This window comes from Leifsonia sp. AG29, assembly GCF_009765225.1.
Taxonomy (GTDB): Bacteria; Actinomycetota; Actinomycetes; order Actinomycetales; family Microbacteriaceae; genus Leifsonia.
On record NZ_VMSF01000001.1, the window covers coordinates 1,426,049 to 1,442,945 of the forward strand.

The window sequence follows — 16,897 nt, forward strand, 5'->3', positions numbered from 1 at the left end:
GCTTGGCGCGGGCTGGATCGGCTCAGCGCTCGACCAGGCCGTGCTCGTACGCGAAGATGACGGCCTGAACCCGGTCGCGGAGCTGGAGCTTCGACAGCACGCGGCCGACGTGCGTCTTGACGGTGGATTCGGTGAGGTAGAACCGCGCGCCGATCTCGCCGTTCGTCAGGCCCTCCCCGATCGCGAGCAGGATCTCGCGCTCGCGCGGGGTGAGGGCGGCGATCGGATCCGCGCGGCCGCCGTCGGGTCCGCTCGTGGGGAGCCGGTCGGCGAACAGCTCCAGCATCGCGCGGGTCACGCGGCCCGACACCGCGGCGTCGCCCGCTGCCACCGAGCGCACCGCGGCGATCAGCTCCTCCGGCCGGACATCCTTCAGGAGGAACCCGCTCGCGCCCGCGCGGAGGCCGCCGAACGCGTACTCATCGAGGTCGAACGTGGTGAGGATGATGATCCGCGCGCCGGGTCGCTCCTCCACGATCCGCCGCGTCGCCTCGATGCCGTCCATGGAGGGCATCCGGACGTCCATCAGGATGACGTCCGGGCGCGTCTCGGCCACCAGGCGGATCGCCTCCCGTCCGTCGGCGGCCTCTCCCACCACGTGGAGGTCCGGCTCGGCCTCGAGCACCATCCGGAAGCCGAGGCGGACGAGCTGCTGGTCGTCCACCAGGAGGATGCGGAGCGGGGCGTCGGTCATGGGGCCTCCGGGGCGGTGTCGGTCGATGCGAGACGTTCGGCAGGGGCCGGCGGAGACGCGGCCGGGGAAGGTGCGGTGACCGGGGCGAAGGCGGCGCGGAGCCGCCAGCCGCCGCCGGGGCGCGGTCCCGCCTCCAGGGTGCCCCCGTACAGGGAGACGCGCTCGCGCAGCCCGAGCAGGCCGCGTCCCGAGCCGTGGACGGCGGCGTCGTGCACGGTCGCGTCGTCGTCGATCGTGATGACCACGGTCTCGGGCCGGAAGACGATGGTCGTGCGGACCACGGTGGCCGCGGACGCGTAGCGCAGCGCGTTGGTCAGTCCCTCCTGCACGACGCGGAAGACGGTCAGCTGCTGGCCGACGTCGGCGGGAGGTGCGCCCGAGACGGTGACGCGCACCGGCAACCCGGCTGCACGGAACGTCTCGACGAGCTCGCCCAGCTCGGAGAGACCGGGTTGGGGCTCCCGCGCGGACGAGGTCGGTTCCGGTGCGTCGTCGGACCGCAGCACCCCGAGCAGGCGTCGCATGTCGGCGAGGGCACCGCGGCCGGTCTCGGCGACCAGACGCATCGCCTCCGCCGAGCGCTCCGGACTCGTGGCGGCGGTTCTGGCCGAGCCGTCGGCAAGTGTGATCATGACGGTGAGGCTGTGCGACACGATGTCGTGCATCTCGCGGGCGATGCGGCTGCGCTCGGCCGCGGCGGCGATCTCGGCCTGCTGGTCGCGTTCGCGGGCCAGTTGCCGCGCGCGGTCGATCAGGGCGGCGAGATAGCGTCGGCGGTTGCCGGCGTTGCTCCCGATCAGGACCGCCACGACGCTGAAGGCGAGCGTGGCGAAGCCGGCGGCGACGGCATCGGTCTCGAGCGGGGTGAAGATGCGCGTCCTGACGAGGATGGCCTCGAGCGCCAGCGTGGTGCACGTGATCGCCGACGTGATCCCGAAGCCGATCCACGCGGACCGGACCGATCGGTAGACCGCGAGGGCGTACAGCGCGATGAGGGTCGGCACGAAGTCGACATCGCGCCCGAAGACGCTCACGGCGAGGAGGATCGACGACAGCGCGAACAGCGCGCGCGGGTTCTGGCGACGGACGAAGACCGCGCCTCCCGTGGCGGCCGCGAGCATGAGATGGAGGGCGACGAACGGGTTCGGCGCGGCGATCATGTCGACGATGCCCCGCGCGAGCGCCGGCACGAGGTAGATGACCGCGAGTGCCGTGTCGGCGATCAGCGGGTGGGCGTTCAGCTGACGCCGGATCGCCCCGGGCGGCCTGGGGAGCTCCAGGCCGTCCGGGGCGGGCTGCACGGGAGGAGCGCTCACGCGTCCCGTCGCTGGAGCAGGACGGCGCCGACGGCGAAGGCGACCGCGGTCCAGACGCACACCGAAAGCACGTTCTGCCAGGGCTCGAGTGCGCCGTTGGTGAGGCCTGCGAGCCCGTTGCCGTTGTTGCTGATCAGGTAGTGCTGCCAGTCGGCCAGCCAGGTGACCTTGGGAAGGAGGGAGACGAGGATGCTCCAGAGGATCGGCAGCACGAAGAGCACTCCGACCACCGCGGAGATGCCGCCTGCGCTCGACCTGATGATCGTCCCGATGCCGAGGGCGAAGACGGCGACGAGCCCGAGATAGGCCGCTGCCCCCAGCACCGACCACAGGGTCGATGCGGCGAAGAGCTCGCGGTCGTACCCCTTGGTGCTCGTGACGCCGATGGTGATCGCCCAGGAGGCCGCCATGCTGATGAGGCCGATCAGGAAGGACACGACGAAGAGCACGATCGCCTTCGCGACGAGCACCGGGAACCGGTGCGGAACGGCGGCGAACGACGAACGGATCATCCCGGTCGAGAACTCGCCGCTGATGACCAGCACCCCGAGCACGGCGACGACGAGCTGGGCGAACGTGAGGCCGAACGTGGCCGCCGTGGCGACGACGTTGGACGGGTCGATGGTCGCGGCGCGGGGACCGGCCTGGGTCAGTAGGGAGGTCTTGCTCGGCAGCGCGAAGCTGAGCAGGGTCGCGAGCCCGACCACGAGGACCACCACGCTTAGGAGCGTCCAGAACGTGGACCGCAGCGATCGCAGCTTGATCCACTCCGAGCGCAGGACGCGCGGGAACGTGAGACGCCCGAGCGACGAGTGCGGGTGCCCCGTGTGCGCGGGCTGGGCGAGTGCGGTGCTCATCGGGCCACCTCCGAGTGGTATTCGACGTCGTCCTGGGTGAGTTCGAGGTAGGCCTCCTCGAGCGAGGCCTCCAGCGGCGTGAGCTCGTGCAGCACGATCCCGTTGGCGGCGGCCGCTTCTCCGATCCGGGAGGCGCTGATCCCGGTGACCTCGAGCAGCTGCGCCTCCACGCCCGTGACCGTCACGTCGGGGCCGCCGATGGCGCGGGCGAGCGCCTCCGGTTGCGGTGTGCGGACGCGGACCGCCTGCCGGGTGGCGCCCGCGAGGATGTCGGCGACCGGAGCGTCGGCGAGCACGCGGCCGCGACCGAGCACGATGATGTGGTCGGCCGTCTGAGCCATCTCGCTCATAAGGTGCGACGACAGGAACACTGTGCGCCCCTGCCCCGCCAGCTGCCGGACGAACTGACGGACCCAGAGCACCCCCTCGGGGTCCAGGCCGTTGACGGGCTCGTCGAGGATGAGCGTGGCGGGGTCGCCCAGCATCGCGGCGGCGATCCCGAGCCGCTGGCCCATGCCCAGGGAGAAGCCGCCGACGCGCTTGTTCGCGACTGAGTCGAGGCCGGTGAGCCCGATCACCTCCTCGACGCGGCGCTTGGGGATGCCGTGCGTCGCCGCCATCGCGAGGAGGTGGTTGTGAGCGGTCCGTCCGGTGTGGACGGCCTTGGCGTCGAGGAGGGCGCCGACCTCGGTGAGCGGGGACCGGAGCTCCGCGTAGCGTTTCCCGTCGATGAGGGCGGTCCCGCGAGTCGGCCGGTCGAGGCCCATGATCATGCGCATGGTCGTCGACTTGCCGGCACCGTTCGGGCCGAGGAAGCCGGTGACCTTCCCGGCCTGGATCGTCGCGGTCACGTCGTCGACGGCCGTCTTCGCGCCGAAGCGCTTCGTGAGGTGATCGAGCTGGATCATGGTTCGAGCGTAGGGGCGGCACGGCGTCCGCGGCATCGCCCCGCGGTACCACCCGGAGACGGGACGAGGGGCCCCGTCTCCGGAGCCCCTCGTCGTCGGTGGGTACGACGCTCAGGCGCGGTCGCGCTCCTGCGCGGCGAGAGCCCGCACGACGCCGGCGAGATTCTCGACGACCAGGCGGCGGAGCGCGGCCGGCGCGGGGTTGGCGTCGAGCCACGCCCGGGTGGCGTCGCGCAGTTCCGCGTTGGCGAGCGGCGCCGGGTACATCCCCGCGACCAGGTATTCGGCGATCTTGTAGGTGCGGGAGACCCACACCTCCTGGAGCGCGTCGAAATACGGCTGGACGAAGCGGGAGAGCACCTCCTTGTCGGCGGCGCGCTGGAAGCCGAGCCCCGTGAACCGGACGATCGTGTTCGGCAGGGCATCCGACCCGAACACCGAATCCCACGCCGCCTGCTTGCCCTCGAGCGTGGGGATGCTCGCGCGGGCCTGAGCGGCGAACTGCGCGCCGTTCGCCGTGTTGTCCTCCGCCAGGGCCGCGTCGATCTCGGCGTCACCGGCCTTGCCTCCCGCCGCCAGCGCGATGAGCAGCTCCCAGCCGAGGTCGGTGTCGACGGTCAAGCCCTCGAGGGTGCGGCTGCCGTCACGGAGCGCGGCGACGGTCGCGAGCTGCCCTTCCGTCCCGGCCAGGGCGGCGAAGAACTTGACGAACTGGAATTGGGCGTCGCTACCGGCCTGCGCCTGCTGGGCGAGCTCCCAGAGCGCGTCGGCCGCGTGCTCGACCGTCTCCTCCTGTCGCTCAGGGGCGACATAGCTGGAAGCCGCCAGGACGAGCTGGCCGAGCGTGGTCCGGATGGTCGTCGACTCGGTCTCGGGCGCGATGTTGCCGAGCACGAGCCGGACGTAGTCGCTCGCGCTCGACTCGGCGTCGCGTGTCGCGTCCCAGGCAGCGCCCCAGACCAGGGAGCGGGCGAGGGGGCTCTCGATGGAGGAGAGGTGCTCGATCGCCACCGTCAAGGACTCGTCGTCGAGACGGATCTTGGCGTACGCGAGGTCGTCGTCGTTGAGCAGGACGAGGGCCGGCCGCTTCTTGCCGACGAGCTCGGGCACGTCGGTCCGCTCGCCGTCGACGTCGAGCTCCACGCGGTCGACGCGGACGAGCTTGACGCCGGCATCACCCTCGACGAGGTCGTAGAAGCCGATCGCCAGGCGGTGCGGCCGGAGCACCGGGTAGTCCGCCGCGGCCGACTGCAGCACCGAGAAAGCGGTGATGGTGCCGTCGGCGTCGACCTCGAGCTCCGGACGCAGCGTGTTCACGCCGGCGGTCTCGAGCCACTTGGAGGACCAGTCGGTCAGGTCCCGGCCGCTCGTCGCCTCCAGCTCGCTCAGCAGGTCCTTCAGCTCGGTATTCCCGTGCGCGTGCTTCTTGAAGTACTGCGCGACGCCCGCGAGGAAGTCGTCCTGCCCGACCCAGGCCACGAGCTGCTTGAGCACCGAGGCGCCCTTGGCGTAGGTGATGCCGTCGAAGTTGACCTGGACGTCCTCCAGGTCGTTGATCGTCGCGACGATCGGGTGGGTCGAGGGCAGCTGGTCCTGGCGGTATGCCCAGGTCTTCTCCATGGCGTTGAACGTCGTCCAGGCGTCGCTCCACTCGGTCGCCTCCGCGGTGGCGAGCGTGGAGGCGTACTCGGCGAAGGACTCGTTCAGCCAGAGGTCGTTCCACCAGCGCATGGTGACGAGGTCGCCGAACCACATGTGGGCGAGCTCGTGGAGGATCGTGACGACGCGGCGCTCCTTGATGGCGTCGGTCACCTTGGCCCGGAACACGTAGGTCTCGGTGAAGGTGACCGCACCCGCGTTCTCCATGGCGCCGGCGTTGAACTCGGGGACGAACAGCTGGTCGTACTTCTCGAACGGGTACGCGTAGTCGAAGCGCTCCTCGTAGAAGGCGAACCCCTCGCGCGTCTTGTCGAAGATGTAGTCGGCGTCGAGGTACTCGGCGAGGCTCTTGCGGGCATAGATCCCGAGCGGGATCGTGCGTCCGTCGCGGCTGGTGAGCTCGCTGTGGACGGACGCGTACGGACCGGCGACCAGCGCCGTGATGTACGAGGAGATGACCGGCGTCGGAGCGAAGGACCAGGTCTTCTTGCCCTCGCCAGCGTCGACGGGCTCCGGGGTGGGGGAGTTGCTCACGACGACCCAGTGCTCGGGTGCGGTCACCGTGAAGGTGAAGCTCGCCTTGAGGTCGGGCTGCTCGAAGACCGCGAACATACGGCGGGAATCGGGGACCTCGAACTGCGTGTAGAGGTAGACCTCGCCGTCGACCGGGTCGACGAAGCGGTGGAGGCCTTCGCCGGTGTTCGTGTAGACCGCGTCGGCGACGACGGTCAGCTCGTTCTCGGCCTGAAGTCCGTCCAGCTGGATGCGGACCCCGTCGCTCACGACGGCCGGGTCGAGCTCGACGCCGTTGAGCGTCACCGAGTGGACCGTGCGCGTGATCGCGTCGATGAACGTCGACGCACCCTCCACGCCGGCGAACCGCACCATCGTGGTGCTCCGGAAGGTCTCGGGCCCGGTGGTCAGATCGAGGACCACGTCGTAGCTGCTGGTGCGGACGAGCGCGGCGCGCTCCTGGGCTTCGGTGCGGGTGAGGTTTTCTCCGGGCAACGCTGACTCCTTGAGGATCGGACGGCGTGGATCGTGTCCACCGATCCACCTTATCCGCGCGCGGACGCGGGGTCGGCGGCCTTCCCTAGACTGGGCGCATGCGCATCCACATCGCCACCGACCACGCCGGACTCGAGTTCAGCGAGCACCTCCAGCGGCACCTCGCCGAGGCCGGTCACGACGTCGTCGATCACGGCCCGAAGGAGTACGACCCGATCGACGACTACCCCGCCTTCTGCATCAATGCGGCCAAGGCGGTCGTGCGCGATCAGCAGGCCGGCGTGGAGGCGCTGGGCGTGGTGTTCGGAGGCTCCGGCAACGGCGAGCAGATCGCCGCCAACAAGGTCATGGGCATCCGGGCCGCCCTGGTCTGGAACGAGAGCACGGCCGTGCTGGCGCGTCAGCACAACGACGCCAACGTGATCTCGATCGGCGCCCGCCAGCACACCGTCGAGGAGGCGACGCGCTTCATCGACCTGTTCATCGCCGAGCCGTTCTCGCTCGAGGAGCGGCACGTCCGGCGGATCGCCCAGCTCGCCGAGTTCGAGGCCACCGGCGACATCGCGGGCAAGAACGTGGACCGCTGATGCCCGAGGGCCACTCCGTCCACCGCATCGCGCGCCAGTTCGCCGCCAACTTCGTCGGGCACACCGTCGCGGTCTCCTCGCCGCAGGGACGGTTCGCCGCTGACGCGAGCCGCATCGACGGGCGCACGATGGTCTCGTCGAAGGCGGTCGGCAAGCAGATGTTCCTCGAGTTCGACAACGGCCTCTGGCTGCGCGTCCACCTGGGCATCTACGGCGCGTGGGACTTCGCCGGCGACATCACCGTCGATCCGACGATCGCGAGCGCGAACGGGCGGATGGGCCAGACGAACCAGCGCGGCACCGACCCCGCGGAGGAGCGCATCGAGGACGAGGCGGGGGAGAACTCCCTCCACTCGATCGGCGCGCCGCGTCGCACGCGCCTGCGGATGGCTGAGTCGGAGAAGCTCGAGGCCGAGATCACGGTCTTCCCGCCCGAGCCGGTCGGCCAGGTCCGCGTGCGCCTGCTGACCGATCGGGCGGTCGCCGACCTGCGCGGGCCGACCGCCTGCGAGGTGCTCGACCCCGCAGAGGTCGACGCCGTGATCGCTAAGCTCGGGCCGGACCCCCTCGTGGACGATCACGCCGAGGCCGAGGAGCGATTCGTGTCGATCGTGCGCCGCAAGCCCACACCGATCGCGCTCCTCCTGATGGACCAGAGCGTCGTCAGCGGCATTGGCAACGTCTACCGGGCCGAGCTGCTGTTCCGCGCGCGCCAGAACCCGCACACGCCCGGAAAGCTCGTCCCCGAAGACACCGTGCGCGAGCTCTGGCGGGACTGGGTGCACCTCCTGGCCATCGGCGTCGAGACCGGCCAGATGATGACGATGGACGACCTCGACGAGGAGTCGTACCGCAAGGCGATGGCGAAGCGCGAGGACCGTCACTGGGTGTACAAGCGGGAGGGGCTGCCGTGCCGGGTCTGCGGCACGCACATCCTCATAGAGGAGCTCGGCGGCCGCAAGCTGTACTGGTGCCCGAAGGATCAGGCGTAGGTGGGCGCACTGCTCCTCAGCGGTGCGCGCCTCCCGGGTGGCGACCGACGCGGTGACGGCGGTCTCGTCGATGTCATCGTCCGCGACGGGAGGATCGCCTCCGTCTCGCCGGATGACTCGCGAGGCGCCGGAAGGGGCGGCGCGCTGGAGACCGTCGTCCTCGACGGGCGGTGGCTGGTGCCCGGCCTGTGGGACCATCACGTGCACTTCACCCAGTGGGCTCAGACCGCGCAGCGCCTCGACGTATCGGGCGCGCGCTCGGCGGCCGACGCGGCGCGACTCGTGCGGGAGCGGGTGGAGGAGCGGCCCGGCGACGACGTGGTGGTCGGTTTCGGCTTCCACGACGCGCTCTGGCCGGACGAGCCCACCCGGGAACTGCTGGATGCGGCGGCTGGGGAGAGACCGGTCGTGCTCATCGCCGGAGACCTCCACTGCAGTTGGCTCAACACCGCCGGAATGCGGTGCTTCGCCCCAGCGGCCAGCGCAGCACTCCTCGTCGAAGACGAGAGCTTCGCGCTGACGCGCATCCTGGGCGCAGCCGACGAGGCCACGCAAGACGCGTGGGCGACGGACGCAGCGCGTGCGGCCGCATCCCATGGCGTGGTCGGGATCGTCGATCTCGAGTACGGCTGGAATCTAGACACGTGGTCTCGTCGCTTCGCGGCCGGCTTCGAGCTGCTGCGAGTGGAGTCAGGATTCTACGGCGAGCACCGGGAGCAAGCAGCTGCACTCGGCCTCCCGACGGGCGCGAGCATCGACGGCACGCGCGGCCTGCTCACGCTGGGGCCCTTCAAGATCATCTCCGACGGCTCGATGGGGACGCGCACGGCACTCTGCTCCCACGAATACCCCGACGGCGGTCACGGTGTCGCGAACCTGTCGCCCGAGCAGCTGGAGGAGCACCTCCGGTTCGCCGTCGAGCACGGCCTCGAGCCCGCGGTCCACGCCATCGGCGACGAAGCCAACCGCCGGGCGCTCGACGCCTTCGAACGCGTGGGCGCCCACGGGCGCATCGAGCACGCCCAGCTGCTCGACGCCGCCGACGTCCGACGCTTCGCCCCGCTCGGTGTGACCGCCAGCGTCCAGCCGGAGCACGCGATGGACGACCGTGACACTGCCGACCGCCTCTGGGCCGGCCTCACCGGCCGCGCCTTCCCGCTGGCCGATCTGCTGGCGGCGGGTGCCCGGCTCGCGTTCGGATCCGACGCCCCGGTGGCGCCGCTCGACCCCTGGGCGGCGATCGCTTCGGCGGTCTTCCGCGCCCGGGAGGGTCGTGAGCCCTGGCACCCCGAGCAGTGCATCCCGGTGGAGGCGGCGCTCACCGCCTCCACTCGCGGCCGGATCGCGAGTGGCGAGCCCGCCGACCTCGCCGTCCTCGAAGCGGACCCGTTCGCCGTCGGGCCGGAGGAACTGCGCCGGATGCCGGTTGCCGCCACCATCCTGGCTGGTCGGTTCACCCACGACCGCTTGCGCTGAGCCGGCCCCCGTCTGTTGCGCACGGTGGGTGCGCTATTCCACCGTCGGGTTGACCGGCTCGTAGGAGAGGAACGACCTCCGATACAGGGCATATCCGCGCCCCACTGCTGCCACCATCTCGAGCAGGAAGACCACCACGGCGACGATCACGGCCACGACGGCAGGCGCTCCGAGAGCCGACAGTCCGCCGCCGACGAACAGGCCGAGCACGACGCCCTCGACGATCGCGATCAGGGTCATCGAACTGCCGGCGACCTGGCTCGGCCCGCGGGGGAAGAAGAAGTGGTAGGTGATCCGGCTGCCCGCCAGATCGTCATGCGGCGATGCCATGAGGTACGGGGCCATGCCCGGGTCGAGCGCCAGGTAGCCGGCCCTGAGCCTGTTCATGGCGACGACGTACATGAGGTCCTCGGTCGCCGTGTTCCAGACGCGCAGCTCGGTGACCGCCCCGAGGACGGCGAGCGTCAGCAGCACCGCGAGAGCCGCGACACCGAACCATCCGCGGAACCCGCTCGCCTGGCCGACGAAGCCGAGCGCGACCAGCCCTGCCGACACGAGCGTGAGGAAGATGGCGATGCGCGCCAGGACCTCGTTCTGCGTGGTGGTGCGCGAGGCCAGGAGGCTCCAGTGCTCGGTCGCGAGCATCTGGGCGCGCAGCGCACGCTGCGCGTCTGTCAGTGGTGCGCCTCCAGCGGCCGATCCGGGAGGCACCTCCGCGGCCATGCGCACATTATGCCGACCCAGCCGCTCCCGCGGCCAGCCGCGCTCGCTGCGCACTCACCGCCGCCATCGAGTCCCCCAACACTGTGCGGCGTTCCGCCTATAGCGCGAACTCTGAGGGGACTCGCTGGAGGGCGGCTGCCGCCCCGTCATCGAGTCCCCCGAGAGTGCAGGACGAACGGCGTGTCGGGCGGATTCTTGGGGGACTCGCTGGTGGGCGGTGAAGAGGGGATGACGGGAATCGAACCCGCGTAATCAGTTTGGAAGACTGAGGCTCTACCATTGAGCTACATCCCCGAAGCCGCCGCTTCCGCGACGGCCGACGACCATCGTAGTACAAGCGCCGGGCTCGCCGTGTGCACTAGACTTGCGGCTGGTCTTTCGCGCCGCTCAAGCCGGGGCGTAGCTCAGCTTGGCTAGAGCGCCCGCTTTGGGAGCGGGAGGTCGCAGGTTCGAATCCTGTCGCCCCGACGAGGACTGCCGTTCCTTGCGACAAGACCACCGTCGAATATCCAGGAGAACCCACACATCGTGAAGACCACGGTCGAGAAGCTCAGCCCCACCCGCGCGAAGCTCACCATCTCGGTGACGCCGGAGGAGCTGCAGCCGTCCATCAAGCACGCCTACGAGCACATCGCCGAGCAGGTCACCATCCCCGGTTTCCGCAAGGGCAAGGTGCCGCCGCCCATCATCGACCAGCGGGTCGGCAAGGCCGCCGTCCTCGAGCACGCGGTCAACGAGGGTCTCGACGGCTTCTACCGCCTCGCGGTGGAGGAGAACGACGTGCGTCCGCTCGGCCGCCCGGAGGCCGACATCACCGAGTGGCCGAACGAGAAGGACTTCTCGGGCGACCTGCTGCTCACCATCGAGGTGGACGTCCGGCCCGAGGTCACCCTCCCGAAGTACGACGACGTGAAGATCACCGTCGACGCCGCCGAGGTCACCGACGCCGACGTCGACGAGGAGCTCGACCGGCTGCGCAGCCGCTTCGGCACGCTCGTGACGGTCGACCGCCCGGCCAAGACCGGCGACTTCGCGCAGATCGACCTCGTGGCCATCATCGGCGACGAGGAGGTCGACACGGCCGCCAACATCTCGTACGAGATCGGCTCCGGTGAGCTCATCGACGGCATCGACGAGGCGCTCGACACCCTCACCGCCGGCGAGTCGACGACCTTCGAGGCGCCGCTCATGGGTGGAGACCACGAGGGCGAGAACGCCCAGATCACCGTGACTCTCAACGCCGTCAAGGAGCGCGAGCTCCCCGAGGCCGATGACGACTTCGCTCAGATCGCGAGCGAGTTCGACACCATCGCCGAGCTGCGCGATAGCCTCCGCGAGCAGGTCCAGCGCGCGAAGACCTTCCAGCAGGGCACCTCCGCTCGCGACCAGCTCGTCGAGAAGCTCCTCGAGCTCGTGGAGATCCCCGTTCCCGAGCAGCTCGTCGAGGACGAGGTCCACCGTCACCTCGAGCAGGAGAACCGCCTCGAGGACGACGTCCACCGCGCCGAGGTCAAGGAGTCGAGCGAGAAGACCTTCCGCACTCAGATCCTCCTCGACGAGGTCGCCCAGGCCGAGGGCGTCAAGGTCAGCCAGGACGAGCTCACGCAGTACCTCGTCCAGGGAGCCGCGCAGTACGGTATGGACCCGAACGAGTTCGTGAAGATCCTCTCGGAGAACGGCCAGATCCCGTCGATGGTCGGCGAGGTCGCCCGCAACAAGGCGCTCGCGATCGTGCTCGGCAAGGCCGAGGTCGTCGACAGCGAGGGCAACAAGGTCGACCTGTCCGAGTTCACCGCGATCCCCGAGAGCGAGTCGGAGGACGAGGCGTCGGACGCCGAGGCCGCCGCGGAGCCCGCAGCGGCGGAGGAGGCCCCCGCGGAGGAGCCCGCCGCCGAGGAGAAGCCGAAGAAGCGCGCCTCCAAGAAGGCCGCCGAGAAGTAAGGCGAACAGCGCACACGCACGTGAGCGTCGAGGGCCGGGCACCGCAAGGTGCCCGGCCCTCGACGCATAAGGAGGGGAAGACCGATGGATGACTGGCGCGCGCGTGTCGATGCCGTCTGGGCGGACGCCGACCGGGAGGGGGAGACCGCGACCCTGGAGGCGATCGATGCGCTCGTCGCCGAACGACCTGCACACGATCCGGTCGCGCTGTTCGAGGCCGCGGGCGCCCGCGATTTCGCCGGACGCGAGGCCGAGGCCGAGCCGCTCTACCGGGAGGCGCTGTCCAGCGGCCTCGCCGAGCCGGAGCGCGGGCAGGCGATCATCCAGCTCGCGAGCACCCTCCGCAACCTCGACCGTCCATCCGAGGCGCTCGAGCTGCTGCGCGACTTCCTCCACGACCAGCCGGCTCACGAGCTCGCGGACGCCGCCCGCGCCTTCGCCGCGCTCGCCTTGTTCGATGACGGTCTCCCCGCCGAGGCTCTCCGAGAGGCGCTCGACGCGCTGGCCGCGCACCTCCCGCGGTACGGGCGCGCCGTAGCCGCTTACGCGGCGACGCTCGAGGACGCGTAACCGCGCCACGACACCGCTATCTGCCCACGGCGAACAGCACCGAAACGGCTCCGCCGCTCCAGTAGATTCGATGCCAAGCGACAAAGGAAATGGAGCGAACATGGCCGACATGGGATCCCCCCAGCCCAGTGTTTTCGACAGACTGCTGAAGGACCGCATCATCTGGCTCGGCTCCGAGGTCCGGGACGAGAACGCGAACGAGATCGCCGCGAAGCTGCTGCTCCTGGCCGCGGAGGACCCGAAGCGGGACATCTACCTCTACATCAACTCGCCCGGCGGCTCGATCACCGCAGGCATGGCCATCTACGACACCATGCAGTTCGTCCCGAACGACATCGTGACGGTCGGCATCGGCATGGCTGCCTCCATGGGCCAGCTGCTCCTCACGGCGGGCACCAAGGGCAAGCGCTACATCACCCCGAACGCGCGGGTGCTCCTCCACCAGCCGCACGGCGGCTTCGGCGGTACGGCCAGCGACATCCAGACGCAGGCCCAGCTCATCCTCGACATGAAGCAGCGGCTCGCGCAGATCACGGCAGAGGCGACCGGCAAGTCCGTCGAGCAGATCAACGAGGACGGCGACCGCGACCGCTGGTTCACCGCTCAGGAGGCCCTCGACTACGGCTTCGTGGACCACATCCGCGAGTCGGCGCTCGACGTCTCCGGCGGCGGCGGCACCGAGCCGGACAAGAACTAGCCCACCGCCGAAAGGATCAAGGACAACACGATGAACACCCCCATGCTCGGCGGTCAGGCCTTCGGCGGCATCCAGGCGCCCGGCTCCCGCTACATCCTCCCCAGCTTCGAGGAGCGCACGGCCTACGGCTACAAGCGCCAGGACCCGTACGCCAAGCTCTTCGAGGACCGCATCATCTTCCTCGGTGTCCAGGTCGACGACGCGTCGGCCGACGACATCATGGCTCAGCTGCTCGTCCTCGAGTCGCAGGATCCGGACCGCGACATCGTCATGTACATCAACTCGCCCGGTGGCTCGTTCACCGCGATGACCGCGATCTACGACACGATGCAGTACATCCGCCCGCAGATCCAGACGGTCGTGCTCGGCCAGGCGGCGTCCGCGGCCGCAGTGCTCACCGCGGCCGGCACCCCCGGCAAGCGCCTCGCGCTGCCGAACGCCCGCATCCTCATCCACCAGCCCGCCGTCGGCGAGGCCGGCCAGGGTCAGGCTTCCGACATCGAGATCCAGGCCAACGAGATCATGCGCATGCGCACCTGGCTGGAGGAGACGCTCGCGAAGCACTCCAACCGCACGCAGGAGCAGGTGAACAAGGACATCGACCGCGACAAGATCCTCTCCGCCGAGGAGGCTCTCGAGTACGGCCTGATCGATCAGGTCCTCACCAGCAGGAAGACCCTGCCGGCACTGGTCAAGTGAACTGAGCCGTCCGCGAGGACGGTACCCGAGGAACGGGGCGGTCGCATCGCGGCCGCCCCGTTCCGTGCTCGCAGCGGATCGCCCGGGCGCGCGGGGGCCCATCTGCTCTGAGCAGAAACAGGAGGACGCGAAAGCGCGTCCGGTGCGCGCCATTGTCGCTCGCACGGGTTAGGCTCGACAGCAGGCACACTCGAAGAAGGAGGGGAGAGGGATGGCTCGCATCGGGGAAAGCGCCGATCTGCTCAAGTGTTCCTTCTGCGGCAAGAGTCAGAAGCAGGTGCAGCAGCTCATCGCCGGTCCCGGCGTGTACATCTGCGACGAGTGCGTCGAGCTGTGCAACGAGATCATCGAGGAGCGGCTCGCAGAAGCGGGCGAGGAGGCGTCGAGCGAGTTCGACCTCCCCAAGCCGAAGGAGATCTTCGGGTTCCTCGAGGAGTACGTCATCGGCCAAGAGCAGGCCAAGCGCGCTCTGGCCGTCGCGGTCTACAACCACTACAAGCGCGTCCGCGCCAAGCAGACCATCACCTCCGCCGACGCCATGGACGATGTCGAGATCGCCAAGTCCAACATCCTCCTCATCGGCCCCACCGGGTGCGGCAAGACCTACCTGGCCCAGACCCTCGCGCGCCGGCTGAACGTCCCGTTCGCCGTCGCCGACGCGACGGCGCTCACCGAGGCCGGCTATGTCGGCGAAGACGTCGAGAACATCCTCCTCAAGCTCATCCAGGCCGCCGACTACGATGTCAAGCGCGCCGAGACGGGCATCATCTACATCGACGAGGTCGACAAGATCGCCCGCAAGGCCGAGAACCCCTCCATCACGCGTGACGTGTCGGGCGAGGGTGTCCAGCAGGCCCTGCTGAAGATCCTGGAGGGAACGGTCGCGTCGGTCCCGCCGCAGGGCGGCCGCAAGCACCCGCACCAGGAGTTCATCCAGATCGACACGACGAACGTGCTGTTCATCGTCGCGGGAGCGTTCGCCGGCCTGGAGGAGATCATCTCGTCGCGGGCGGGCAAGAAGGGGATCGGCTTCGGAGCCCCGCTCCACTCCAAGGGCGACGACATCAACCTCTTCAGCGAGGTCCTCCCCGAAGACCTCCACAAGTTCGGCCTGATCCCGGAGTTCATCGGGCGCCTCCCTGTGGTGACGACCGTCACCCCGCTCGATCAGGACGCGCTCATGCAGATCCTCACCGAGCCGCGCAACGCCCTGGTCCGGCAGTATCAGCGCATGTTCGAGCTCGACGGCGTGCAGCTCGAGTTCGAGCATGCGGCCCTCGAGGCGATCGCCGATCTCGCCGTGCTCCGCAAGACCGGTGCCCGCGGCCTCCGAGCCATCATGGAGGAGGTGCTCGGCCCGATCATGTTCGAGGTCCCGTCCAGCTCCGAGGTCGCCCGCGTGGTCGTCACCCGTGAGGCGGTGCTGGAGAACGCCGCGCCGACTATCGTGCCGCACCGCCCGCGCCGCGAGGAGAAGTCGGCTTAAGCGCTGCCGGGGAGATCAGGAACACCGGAGCCTTCGTCACCATCAGCCAGGTCGGAAGAACGGCGAGGCAGAGGATCGGCAGGATCAGCAGATTCTGGGTGACCGCGACCCCGATGAAGATCGCTATCCAGCCGTCGCGTGTCACGGCGAGGGTCATGCCCATGACGCCGGCGGCCACCGCGACGGGAACGGGAACGGCCGGGACGAGCGCTGAGGCGAGAGTTCCGACGGCCGCCCCGATGAAGACGGCCGGAAACACGCGCCCGCCGCGGAAGCCGGATCCGGCTGCGACGAGAAGAGCGATCAGCTTGACGACGACGATCAGCAGGAGTGCGGGAACGGTGTAGTCGGCTCGATTCTGCACGAGCTGGCTCATCTGCGAGAGCCCCTTGAAAAGGGTGATCGGTCCGCCGATCGCCCCCAGAAGGCCGAGCGCGAGACCACCCGCCAACGTCATGAGCACCGGGAACCGGACCGCGTGGAAAGTTCGATGCACGGCGGGGAACACCAGTGCGGCCAGGAGACCGATCCCTGTCGCCACCGAACCGATGATCAGGGCCGACAGCACATCCCAGCCGGTGACATGCGTGTAGGCGGGCATCGGGATGGCGAAACTCGGGTGCGCCAGAGCTGTCATGGTGAGGGAACCCGCTGCGGCGGAAACCAGGGGCACGAACAGCTTGTCCCAGAGGGCGCCTCCGCCCCTCACCGCGGCGACGATGCCGGTGAAGACGAGCGCGGCAGCGACAGGCGTTCCGAACAGCGCTCCGATGGTCCCCGACGCGGCCATGAGGACGACGAGCCGGGTCGGGACGGCTTTCCAGAGCCGCCCCACCAGGGCCGCCAGAAGACTGGCGTTGATGGCGATGATCGGGTTCTCCGGGCCGAGGCTCACGCCGCCGGCGAGTCCGAGCACGGTGGCCACGGCGAGGGACGGCAGCACGCCGACCCGCAACGGCGTCGACACGAGCTCGGTGGTCGCTGAATCGGGGCCCGCGTGGCCGGGCAGGAGCTGTACGGCGAGCCCGACCGCCAGGCCGGTGACGGTCAGGACGATCGCGATCCACCAGCCTGACGAGGGGTCGACGCCGAGAGCCGCGGGCAGCGACGTCCAGACGCCCCGTTCGATGAGCGCGGCGAGTTCGTCGACGGCCCACAGTGCCAGCCCGCTGACCACGCCGATGACCACGGCCGGGATACTGAGCAGGACCAGCGAGCGGACGGTGGGCTGCGGCAGCTCAGGCTCGGCGGCGGACATCGGGCCCCTCCTCACATCGGCGACAG

General features: G+C 69.6%; 15 protein-coding genes and 2 tRNA genes. 9 read left to right on the top strand and 8 right to left on the bottom strand.

Going from position 1 to position 16,897, the window contains the following annotated elements:
- Positions 1 to 22: 22 nt before the first annotated feature.
- The 5 genes from FPT20_RS06955 to pepN all read right to left on the bottom strand — a co-directional run bounded on the left by FPT20_RS06955 (position 23) and on the right by pepN (position 6,442).
- On the bottom strand, positions 23 to 694 hold the full coding sequence (locus tag FPT20_RS06955) for a response regulator (protein ID WP_158863857.1): 672 nt from the start codon (positions 692 to 694) through the stop codon (positions 23 to 25).
- A complete protein-coding gene (locus tag FPT20_RS06960; protein ID WP_158863859.1) occupies positions 691 to 2,010 on the bottom strand; it encodes a histidine kinase in 1,320 nt (439 codons plus the stop codon). Before FPT20_RS06960 ends, FPT20_RS06955 begins: the two co-directional genes overlap by 4 nt.
- Positions 2,007 to 2,867, bottom strand: coding sequence for an ABC transporter permease subunit (locus FPT20_RS06965; RefSeq protein WP_158863861.1), 861 nt, complete (start codon positions 2,865 to 2,867; stop codon positions 2,007 to 2,009). Before FPT20_RS06965 ends, FPT20_RS06960 begins: the two co-directional genes overlap by 4 nt.
- A complete protein-coding gene (locus FPT20_RS06970; RefSeq protein WP_158863863.1) occupies positions 2,864 to 3,775 on the bottom strand; it encodes an ABC transporter ATP-binding protein in 912 nt (303 codons plus the stop codon). Before FPT20_RS06970 ends, FPT20_RS06965 begins: the two co-directional genes overlap by 4 nt.
- Before the next feature lie 111 nt (positions 3,776 to 3,886).
- Positions 3,887 to 6,442, bottom strand: coding sequence for an aminopeptidase N (pepN, locus tag FPT20_RS06975; RefSeq protein WP_158863865.1), 2,556 nt, complete (start codon positions 6,440 to 6,442; stop codon positions 3,887 to 3,889).
- Positions 6,443 to 6,540: 98 nt separating this feature from the next.
- Here pepN and FPT20_RS06980 point away from each other — a divergent pair, with 98 nt between their 5' ends.
- From FPT20_RS06980 to FPT20_RS06990, 3 genes are read left to right on the top strand one after another with little or no spacing between them, the layout of a single operon-like run.
- Positions 6,541 to 7,029, top strand: a complete 489-nt coding sequence (locus FPT20_RS06980; RefSeq protein ID WP_158863867.1) for a ribose-5-phosphate isomerase — start codon at positions 6,541 to 6,543, stop codon at positions 7,027 to 7,029.
- A complete protein-coding gene (locus FPT20_RS06985; RefSeq protein ID WP_158863869.1) occupies positions 7,029 to 8,021 on the top strand; it encodes an Fpg/Nei family DNA glycosylase in 993 nt (330 codons plus the stop codon). Before FPT20_RS06980 ends, FPT20_RS06985 begins: the two co-directional genes overlap by 1 nt.
- On the top strand, positions 8,022 to 9,497 hold the full coding sequence (locus tag FPT20_RS06990; RefSeq protein WP_158863871.1) for an amidohydrolase: 1,476 nt from the start codon (positions 8,022 to 8,024) through the stop codon (positions 9,495 to 9,497).
- A 33-nt stretch (positions 9,498 to 9,530) separates the two neighbouring features.
- Here FPT20_RS06990 and FPT20_RS06995 read toward each other — a convergent pair whose 3' ends face one another.
- Together FPT20_RS06995 and FPT20_RS07000 are read right to left on the bottom strand one after the other, a co-directional pair.
- Positions 9,531 to 10,220 carry a hypothetical protein gene (locus FPT20_RS06995; protein ID WP_158863873.1) on the bottom strand — a complete coding sequence of 230 codons (690 nt, stop codon included), beginning with the start codon at positions 10,218 to 10,220 and terminating at the stop codon, positions 9,531 to 9,533.
- 223 nt (positions 10,221 to 10,443) lie between these two features.
- Positions 10,444 to 10,514 (bottom strand) — tRNA-Gly (locus FPT20_RS07000).
- A gap of 99 nt (positions 10,515 to 10,613) precedes the next feature.
- Between FPT20_RS07000 and FPT20_RS07005 the strand changes: the two genes are divergently transcribed.
- From FPT20_RS07005 to clpX, 6 genes are all read left to right on the top strand, one after another.
- Positions 10,614 to 10,688 (top strand) — tRNA-Pro (locus tag FPT20_RS07005).
- Between the two features lie 60 nt (positions 10,689 to 10,748).
- Entirely contained in the window at positions 10,749 to 12,161 is a 1,413-nt protein-coding gene (tig, locus tag FPT20_RS07010; protein WP_158863875.1) for a trigger factor, read from the top strand.
- Between the two features lie 84 nt (positions 12,162 to 12,245).
- A complete protein-coding gene (locus tag FPT20_RS07015; RefSeq protein WP_158863877.1) occupies positions 12,246 to 12,731 on the top strand; it encodes a tetratricopeptide repeat protein in 486 nt (161 codons plus the stop codon).
- A 100-nt stretch (positions 12,732 to 12,831) separates the two neighbouring features.
- On the top strand, positions 12,832 to 13,428 hold the full coding sequence (locus FPT20_RS07020; protein WP_199245699.1) for an ATP-dependent Clp protease proteolytic subunit: 597 nt from the start codon (positions 12,832 to 12,834) through the stop codon (positions 13,426 to 13,428).
- A gap of 30 nt (positions 13,429 to 13,458) precedes the next feature.
- Positions 13,459 to 14,127 carry an ATP-dependent Clp protease proteolytic subunit gene (locus tag FPT20_RS07025; protein WP_158863879.1) on the top strand — a complete coding sequence of 223 codons (669 nt, stop codon included), beginning with the start codon at positions 13,459 to 13,461 and terminating at the stop codon, positions 14,125 to 14,127.
- Between the two features lie 211 nt (positions 14,128 to 14,338).
- Positions 14,339 to 15,613, top strand: a complete 1,275-nt coding sequence (clpX, locus tag FPT20_RS07030) for an ATP-dependent Clp protease ATP-binding subunit ClpX (protein WP_158863881.1) — start codon at positions 14,339 to 14,341, stop codon at positions 15,611 to 15,613.
- Here clpX and FPT20_RS07035 read toward each other — a convergent pair.
- Positions 15,570 to 16,871, bottom strand: a complete 1,302-nt coding sequence (locus tag FPT20_RS07035) for an ion channel protein (protein WP_158863883.1) — start codon at positions 16,869 to 16,871, stop codon at positions 15,570 to 15,572. The two genes, clpX and FPT20_RS07035, sit on opposite strands and share 44 nt — an antisense overlap.
- Positions 16,872 to 16,897 lie beyond the last annotated feature (26 nt).

What these genes read in the sequence shown, in the direction of transcription:
- FPT20_RS06995 (WP_158863873.1), bottom strand. Translation starts at nt 10,220, where the DNA reads ATGGCCGCGGAGGTGCCTCCCGGATCGGCCGCTGGAGGCGCACCACTG.
- FPT20_RS07035 (WP_158863883.1), bottom strand. Translation starts at nt 16,871, where the DNA reads ATGTCCGCCGCCGAGCCTGAGCTGCCGCAGCCCACCGTCCGCTCGCTG.
- FPT20_RS06955 (WP_158863857.1), bottom strand. Translation starts at nt 694, where the DNA reads ATGACCGACGCCCCGCTCCGCATCCTCCTGGTGGACGACCAGCAGCTC.
- clpX (WP_158863881.1), top strand. Translation starts at nt 14,339, where the DNA reads ATGGCTCGCATCGGGGAAAGCGCCGATCTGCTCAAGTGTTCCTTCTGC.
- FPT20_RS06985 (WP_158863869.1), top strand. Translation starts at nt 7,029, where the DNA reads ATGCCCGAGGGCCACTCCGTCCACCGCATCGCGCGCCAGTTCGCCGCC.
- FPT20_RS07020 (WP_199245699.1), top strand. Translation starts at nt 12,832, where the DNA reads ATGGCCGACATGGGATCCCCCCAGCCCAGTGTTTTCGACAGACTGCTG.
- FPT20_RS07025 (WP_158863879.1), top strand. Translation starts at nt 13,459, where the DNA reads ATGAACACCCCCATGCTCGGCGGTCAGGCCTTCGGCGGCATCCAGGCG.
- FPT20_RS07015 (WP_158863877.1), top strand. Translation starts at nt 12,246, where the DNA reads ATGGATGACTGGCGCGCGCGTGTCGATGCCGTCTGGGCGGACGCCGAC.
- FPT20_RS06970 (WP_158863863.1), bottom strand. Translation starts at nt 3,775, where the DNA reads ATGATCCAGCTCGATCACCTCACGAAGCGCTTCGGCGCGAAGACGGCC.
- FPT20_RS06965 (WP_158863861.1), bottom strand. Translation starts at nt 2,867, where the DNA reads ATGAGCACCGCACTCGCCCAGCCCGCGCACACGGGGCACCCGCACTCG.
- FPT20_RS06980 (WP_158863867.1), top strand. Translation starts at nt 6,541, where the DNA reads ATGCGCATCCACATCGCCACCGACCACGCCGGACTCGAGTTCAGCGAG.